This is a genomic window from Paraburkholderia sp., assembly GCF_035501035.1.
Lineage (GTDB): Bacteria > Pseudomonadota > Gammaproteobacteria > Burkholderiales > Burkholderiaceae > Paraburkholderia.
The window spans coordinates 1-6,484 of sequence record NZ_DATJWR010000329.1 but is presented as its reverse complement, the minus strand read 5'-3'; the positions used below and the strand labels follow the sequence as shown (position 1 = coordinate 6,484).

Here is a 6,484-nt window from a genome sequence, read left to right as displayed (position 1 = left end):
GAACAGGACCGTGAAACGACTCCACGCCGATGATAGTGCGGATTGCCCGTGTGAAAGTAGGTAATCGTCAGGCTCCTCATGCTGTAATGTCCAGAACCCCGGTTTCTCCGAAAGAGAGCCGGGGTTCTGGCGTTTGGGCGCTGTCCCTACATCGTACGCAGTACGAAACGAAGCAGGACGAAGCGCAGGAAACAGAAAAGCCGTCCAGTGGACGGCTTTTTGCGTTAACAGCGTCGGCAAATCATTGCCGACGCAGGAATTTCGTCGCCAGGTGCACCCAGTATGACGATCCCACAGGCAGCAGCTGATCGTTGAAGTCGTAGCTCGCGTTGTGCAGCATGCAAGGACCGGCGCCGTGTCCTGCTTCCCGATGACCGCCTTCGCCGTTACCGAGAAACGCGTAGCAGCCGGGCTTCTCCAGCAGCATGAACGAGAAGTCCTCCGCACCCATGGTCGGTTCGATGTTCGCATCCACGCGATCCTCACCCACCACCTCGCGCATGACCTCGGCGGCGAACTGCGCTTCCGCGCTGCTGTTTACAGTCGGCGGATAGTTCCGATGGAAGGTGATATCGACCGAGCAGTCATACGCCTCGGCTGTGCTCTCGGCGATCTTGCGTAGCCGCGATTCGATCAGATCCAAGGTTTCTGTCGTGAAGGTCCGCACCGTTCCCGCGAGCCACGCCGTGTTCGGCACCACATTCACCGCATCGCCGGCATGAAACTGCGTGATCGACAGTACGGCCGTATCGAGGGGCTTCTTGTTGCGCGTGATGATGCTCTGCAGCCCATTCGCAATCTGGACAGCCGTGAAAACCGGATCCCGACCATTGTGCGGTAATGCGGCATGCGAGCCCACGCCTCTTATTTCAATACGAAATTCGTTACTCGAAGCCATGATTGGCCCTTCGGTCACGCCGAAGTGGCCAGCGGGCATGCCCGGCCAGTTGTGAATGCCGAAAACGGCATCGACGGGAAATTGCTTGAAGAGGCCGTCGTCGATCATGGCCTTCGCGCCCGCACCGCCTTCCTCTGCGGGCTGGAAAATGAAGACGATCGTGCCGTCGAATTGTCCGTGCCGAGCGAGATATTGAGCCGCGCCAAGCAGCATCGCGGTATGCCCGTCGTGGCCGCATGCATGCATCTTGCCGTCGTTGTGCGAGCGATGATCGAATGTATTGAGTTCCTGGATTGGCAGCGCGTCCATATCGGCACGCAGCCCGACCATGCGCTTGCCACTGCCGCGCTTGAGCACGCCGACAACGCCGGTCTTGCCCATGCCGCGGTGCACCTCGATACCCCATTCGGTGAGCTTCGAGGCGACAAGGTCGGAAGTCTGCGTTTCTTCGTAGCGCAGTTCGGGATGCGCATGGATCGTTCGTCGGAGGCCCTGAATTTCGCCTTGGGCGGCCTGGATTTCCGGAATCAGTTTCATGGCGGACGGTGCTCAAAAAGTGGGCGCCCGGTGTTTGTCCCCTCAGGAGGCCGGGTCTAGACGGACCATTCTACGCCGAACCTTTTTTTTCGGGATATCACTCATGGGGCGTCGTTAGCCGCCGCGTTCCGGCGTAATAAAATCGCATCTACGACATAACGCTGCATTCCGCGGATTTCCCATGAACGCTCGAGCCGAATTTGCCCGCGCAGTCTGCCCACACGACTGCCCCGATACCTGCGCGATGCGCGTAACCGTCGAAAATGGCCGGGCGATCAAGGTGAGCGGCGATCCCGATCATCCGCCTACACAGGGCGTGCTTTGCACGAAGGTGACCCGCTACGCCGAGCGCGTCCATCATCCGAAGCGCCTCACGCAGCCGATGAGACGTGTAGGTCGCAAGGGCGAAGGGCGCTTCGAGCCGATCACCTGGGATGAGGCCTGCAAGATCGCAGCCGCTCGCCTCGGCGAAATCGCGCAACGTGCGCCCGAAGCGATCCTGCCGTATAGCTATGCCGGCACCATGGGGCTCGTGCAGGCGGAGAGCATTGCCCAGCGCTTCTTTCACAAGCTCGGCGCTTCGCGTCTCGATCGTGCAATCTGTGCGGCAGCAGGGGTAGCTGGCCTTCGCTATACGTTCGGTTCGAGCCTCGGCATGCTTACGGAGCACTTCGCGGAAAGCGAGGTGATCCTGATCTGGGGCTCGAACCCGATTGCGTCGAACCTGCATTTCTGGACCCGTGCGCAGGAGGCGAAACGCAACGGCGCAAAGCTGATCGCGATCGATCCATACCGCTCGCTGACCGCCGAGAAATGCCATCAGCATATCGCGCTCAAACCGGGCACGGATGGCGCGCTCGCGCTCGGCATGATGCATGTGCTGATCACCGAAGACAGGCTCGACCACGACTACATCGCCGCGCACACGCACGGCTTCGAAGCGTTGAAGGCTCGCGCGCTCACCTACACGCCTGCGCGAGTTGCGGCGATCTGCGGCATCGAGGAGCGGGTGGTTGTCGATCTCGCGCGCGTCTATGCCTCCACGCGCAAGGTGGCAATCCGTATGAACTATGGTCTGCAACGCGTGCGTGGCGGCGGTAATGCCGTGCGCGCGATCGCGTGTCTGCCCGCGCTGACCGGTGCCTGGCGCGAGCGGGCGGGTGGCGTGCTGCTCTCGTCGTCGGGCTGGGCTGCCGTGGATGCGAACACGCTCCAGCGTCCCGACCTGATCCCAGGCTGGCCGCAGCACCAGCCGCGCATCGTGAACATGAACCAGATTGGCGATGCGCTCACGCACCCAGGCGATTCCGTGTTCGGCCCGAAGATCGAGGCGCTTGTCGTCTACAACTCGAACCCCGTTGCCGTCGCGCCAGAGTCGGCGAAGGTCGCGGCCGGCTTCGCACGCGAGGATCTTTTTACGATCGTGCTCGAGCAGTTCCAGACCGACACGGCCGATTACGCCGACCTGCTGCTACCCGCCACGACCCAGCTCGAGCACCTCGACGTTCACAAGTCATACGGCCACACCCACGTGATGGCGAACCTGCCCGCCATCGCCCCCGTGGGCGAGGCGCGACCGAACACCGAGATCTTCCGCTCGATCGCGCGTGCGATGGGCTTGACCGAACCGGCGCTGTTCGAATGCGACGAAGAGGTGGCGGCCCGCGCATTCGACTGGAGCGATCCCGCGTTCGGCGGCGCCGACTGGGCGACGCTCAAGCGCGAAGGCTGGCTGAAGCTGGACATCGCCGAAGCGCCGTTCGCCAACGGCGGTTTTCGCACGCCCACGGGCAAGTGCGAGTTCTATAGCGAGGCGCTCGCGAACGCAGGGCTCGATCCGCTGCCCGATTACCTGCCGCCGCATGAGTCGGCGGACGGCGCACCCGAGCTTGCCGCACGGTATCCGCTTGCGATGATCTCGCCGCCCGCGCGCAACTTCCTGAACAGCACTTTCGTGAATGTGGAGAGTCTGCGCGCGACCGAAGGCGAGCCGCATGTCGACCTCAATCCCGCCGATGCCGCGCTTCGCCAGATCGCCGACGGCGACGAGGTTCGTGTGTTCAACGACCGCGGCTCGATGCGCGCGCGGGCGCGCGTGACCGATCGCGCCCGCAGCGGCCTCGTGGTCGGCCTGTCGATCTGGTGGAAGAAGCTGTCGCCCGACGGCCGCAACGCCAACGAGGTGACGAGCCAGGCGCTCACAGACCTGGGTGGCTCAGCGACCTTTTACGACTGCCTCGTTGAAGTCGAACGCGCCTGAGTCCGCTTGATCTCGTTCACCGCCCCGGGAACCGCGTTCGAGGGGCCTTTCTAACTCGCTGATTTGCTGACATAAAAGCCGGGTCGCCATGCTACGATCCGCTTTTTAGCACGACCATTCGAAAAATCAAGGAGGAGACGCCGCATGGAAAAAGTCTGGCTGAAATCGTACCCGCCCGGCGTACCCGCGGAAATCGACGCGAGCCGTTACGCGTCCATCACGGCGCTGCTCGAAGAGAGCTTCAGCGAGTACCGTGCGAAGCCCGCTTTCGCATGCATGGGCAAGACGATCACCTACGGTGAGCTGGACCAACTCTCGCAGCGTCTGGCCGCGTGGTTCCAGTCGCGCGGCATCGCACGCGGCGCGCGCATCGCGCTCATGATGCCCAACGTGCTGCAGTATCCGGTCGCACTGGCTGCGGTGCTGCGCGCGGGCTATGCCGTCGTGAACGTGAACCCACTTTATACGCCGCGCGAGCTCGAGCATCAGTTGAAGGACAGCGGCGCGGAGGCGATCGTCATTCTGGAGAACTTCGCGGGAACGTTGAGCGCCGTCATCGCCAATACGCGCGTGAAGCACGTGCTGGTGGCGTCGATGGGCGACCTCCTCGGTGCGAAGGGCTTCATCGTCAACTTCGTCGTGCGGCGCGTGAAGAAGATGGTGCCTGCCTGGTCCCTGCCGGGGCATGTGCGCTTCAACGATGCAATCGCCGCTGGTGCGCGCGCGGGCTTCAAGCGCGTCGAACAGACACCTGATGACGTTGCTTTTCTCCAGTACACGGGCGGCACGACGGGCGTGGCCAAGGGCGCGACGCTGCTGCATCGCAACCTGATCGCCAACGTGCTGCAGTCGGCCGTATGGACCGAACCTGCACTCGCGAAGCTGCCGTCCGGCGCGCAGCCGGTGACGGTCGCCGCGCTGCCGCTTTACCACGTGTTTGCACTGACGGTATGCGGCTTGTTGACGATGCGCACCGGCGGTCTCGCGATCCTGATCGCGAATCCGCGCGATATCGGTGGGATGATCAAGGAGTTGCGCGGCTACTCGATCACGACGTTCCCCGCAGTCAATACGCTCTATAACGCGATTCTCAACCATCCGGATTTCGGCAATCTCGACTTCACGCATCTGCTGGTCGCCAACGGCGGCGGCATGGCGGTGCAGGAAGCGGTGGCGAAACGCTGGTACGAACGCACGCATACGCCGATCGTGGAAGGCTACGGGCTCTCGGAAACGTCGCCCTGCGCGACCTGCAATCCGGTCACGGCAACGGAATACACCGGCACGATCGGCTTGCCGCTGCCGTCCACCGAAATCTCGATTCGCGATGACGCCGGCAACGAACTGCCGATCGGCGAGGCCGGCGAGATCTGCATCCGTGGGCCGCAGGTGATGGCGGGCTACTGGCAGCGCCCGGAAGAAACGGCGAAGGTCATGACGCCCGACGGCTACTTCAAGTCCGGTGACGTCGGCCTCATGAATGCGCGCGGCTATGTGAAGCTCGTCGATCGCAAGAAGGACATGATTCTGGTCTCGGGCTTCAACGTCTATCCGAACGAGGTCGAGGACGTCGTTGCGAAGCTGCCGGGCGTGTTCGAAGTGGCGGCGGTCGGTGTGCCGGACCAGCACTCGGGGGAGGCGGTGAAGCTTTATATCGTCAAAAAGGACCCGGCGCTCACCGACAAGGAAGTGTTCGACTACTGCAAGACCCAGCTCACCGGCTACAAGCGGCCGAAGGTCATCGAGTTCCGCAACGATCTGCCGAAGAGCAACGTCGGCAAGATCCTGCGCCGCGAGTTGCGCGACAGTCACGCCTGAAAGCGCGCGAACGGAGCGCACGGGAAGCGGTAACCAAGTGAAAAGCGGCCTGCCCATCAACGGCAGGCCGCTTTTTTTCGCCTTGCGAGGCGCCGCGAACGAGCGAGCGCTGCAATGAAAAAAGGCGCCCGGAGGCGCCTTCGAGACTACAGCGACTGTTCTTATTAGAACTTGTGACGGATACCAATACGTGCCGTGAACACGTTGTCGTTGCTCGACGCGGTCAGGTTGTTGATCGAAGCGACGGCAGCACCGCCCGTCGAATCGTTGCCCGAAGCATGCTGGTACACGCCGATCAGGTAGACGTCCGTGCGCTTCGACAGGAAGTAGTCCGTGCCCAGCGCGTACTGGTAGTACTTCGCACCGCTTTCGCTCGTGCCGTTTGCACGCGTGACGCTGTTGCCGTCCGTGTAGTCGAATGCGAAGCCAGCCAGCAGAGCCGGGGTGATCTGGTACTTGAAGTTCGCTTCGACGTTGTTGAACGTGGCGTTCGTGCCGCGCTGGAAGATCGTCGCGCCGGTCGAGCCGAGGTTGCGGAAGCTGACGTTCGAGTATGTCAGGCCGAACGTTGCTGCGCCGAACGTGTATGCGCCGCCTGCGCCGATGCTCTGATACGTGTTGGCCGACGCGAAGCCGCCATACACCGTGTTGTTCGCCGGCGTCAGTGCTGCAGAAGCACCAGCGGAGCCGCCGTTGTTGAACAGACCGCCGGTTGCGTTCGGCGTGCGTGCATTCAAGTAACCAACGCCGAGGACGAGGGGGCCGTTGTTGTAGCCAGCACCCAACGACCAGATCTGGTTCGCCGAGAAGTTGCCTGCCTGGCCACCGAAGCTGTACGTGCCGCCGAACGTCAGGCCAGCGTAGTTCGCGCTCGTGAACTTGACCGTGTTGTTGGTGCGGTACGCGTTGTTGAAGTTGTCCAGATCCTGCGGGTGAGCAGCGATGTAGCCGCCCCACTGGTCGCCGGCTTC

The 6,484-nt window shown here is 62.6% G+C and carries 4 protein-coding genes; 2 read left to right on the top strand and 2 right to left on the bottom strand.

Annotation, left to right across the window (positions count from 1 at the left end):
• Positions 1-241 precede the first annotated feature (241 nt).
• Entirely contained in the window at positions 242-1,435 is a 1,194-nt protein-coding gene (locus tag VMJ11_RS24540) for a M20 aminoacylase family protein (RefSeq protein WP_325622638.1), read from the bottom strand.
• 181 nt (positions 1,436-1,616) lie between these two features.
• Between VMJ11_RS24540 and VMJ11_RS24535 the strand changes: the two genes are divergently transcribed.
• Positions 1,617-3,695: a molybdopterin oxidoreductase family protein gene (locus tag VMJ11_RS24535; protein ID WP_325622636.1), complete on the top strand. Its 2,079-nt coding sequence runs from the start codon at positions 1,617-1,619 to the stop codon at positions 3,693-3,695.
• 144 nt (positions 3,696-3,839) lie between these two features.
• On the top strand, positions 3,840-5,513 hold the full coding sequence (locus VMJ11_RS24530) for a long-chain fatty acid--CoA ligase (RefSeq protein ID WP_325622634.1): 1,674 nt from the start codon (positions 3,840-3,842) through the stop codon (positions 5,511-5,513).
• Positions 5,514-5,677: 164 nt separating this feature from the next.
• Here the strand turns inward: VMJ11_RS24530 and VMJ11_RS24525 are convergent.
• The coding region (locus VMJ11_RS24525; RefSeq protein ID WP_325622632.1) for a porin at positions 5,678-6,484 on the bottom strand (807 nt) is incomplete at its 5' end.

Excerpts from the sequence above, each read along its gene's own strand:
- VMJ11_RS24540 (WP_325622638.1), bottom strand. The coding sequence starts at position 1,435 with ATGAAACTGATTCCGGAAATCCAGGCCGCCCAAGGCGAAATTCAGGGC.
- VMJ11_RS24535 (WP_325622636.1), top strand. The coding sequence starts at position 1,617 with ATGAACGCTCGAGCCGAATTTGCCCGCGCAGTCTGCCCACACGACTGC.
- VMJ11_RS24530 (WP_325622634.1), top strand. The coding sequence starts at position 3,840 with ATGGAAAAAGTCTGGCTGAAATCGTACCCGCCCGGCGTACCCGCGGAA.